This window comes from Phyllobacterium phragmitis, assembly GCF_002980495.1.
GTDB lineage: Bacteria > Pseudomonadota > Alphaproteobacteria > Rhizobiales > Rhizobiaceae > Paramesorhizobium > Paramesorhizobium phragmitis.
On record NZ_PVBR01000126.1, the window covers coordinates 1 to 255 of the forward strand.

1 protein-coding gene is annotated in these 255 nt (G+C 58.4%); it reads right to left on the reverse strand.

All coding sequences use genetic code 11. The features are described from left to right. A partial coding sequence (locus tag C5748_RS27640; protein ID WP_146119675.1) for a hypothetical protein occupies positions 1 to 255 on the reverse strand: 255 nt, incomplete at both ends.

Genomic DNA, 255 nt, shown 5'->3' on the forward strand with positions numbered 1-255 from the left:
TCGTATTCGTCCAGCTTGACCCCGGCCCCGTTACCGTCACCGTTCCGTTGGAACTGGCGTTGAGGCCAATCGAGCCACTGCCATTGGTCACAGTGCCGCCATCCGCGATGGTCAGCGTGCCGGTGCCGTTTTTACCAACCCTGAGGATGTTATTCGTCGTCCAGTTTGCCGCCGCACCCGACACATTCACCGTGCCGTTGGAACCGGAAGTATCGCCAATATTGACGATCGCACCGCCGAGCTTATTGGTGATGT